The 302-nt window shown below is 67.9% G+C and carries 1 protein-coding gene; it reads left to right on the top strand.

Annotated elements, in window-relative coordinates; all coding sequences use genetic code 11:
• A partial coding sequence (locus Q1B08_RS21840) for a DUF3618 domain-containing protein (RefSeq protein WP_299823605.1) occupies positions 1–302 on the top strand: 302 nt, incomplete at both ends.

Genomic DNA, 302 nt, shown 5'->3' with positions numbered 1-302 from the left:
CGCGAGGCCGAGCGTGACGTCGAGGCGGCCCGTGCGAACCTCGCCGGGTCCATCGACAGCCTCGAAGCCCGGCTTAGCCCGGACGCGCTCGTCGAGCAGGGGATTGCATACTTCCGCGGCGACGGGCGCCGGCATCTCGACACCCTGGCGCGCAACGCCAAGGCCAATCCGATCCCCCTCGTCCTGATCGGGATTGGTGTCGCCTGGCTGGCGATGGGTTCGAATCGAAACCCGAGACCGAACTCGGCCGGTCGGAGAGTCCCGACTGATCGCTACGACGATGCCGGTGTCTACGGGAACGA

This window comes from uncultured Jannaschia sp. (assembly GCF_947494025.1).
Taxonomy (GTDB): Bacteria; Pseudomonadota; Alphaproteobacteria; order Rhodobacterales; family Rhodobacteraceae; genus Jannaschia.
Note: the sequence above shows the minus strand (reverse complement) of the source record. Positions and strands in the feature narration are given on the sequence as shown.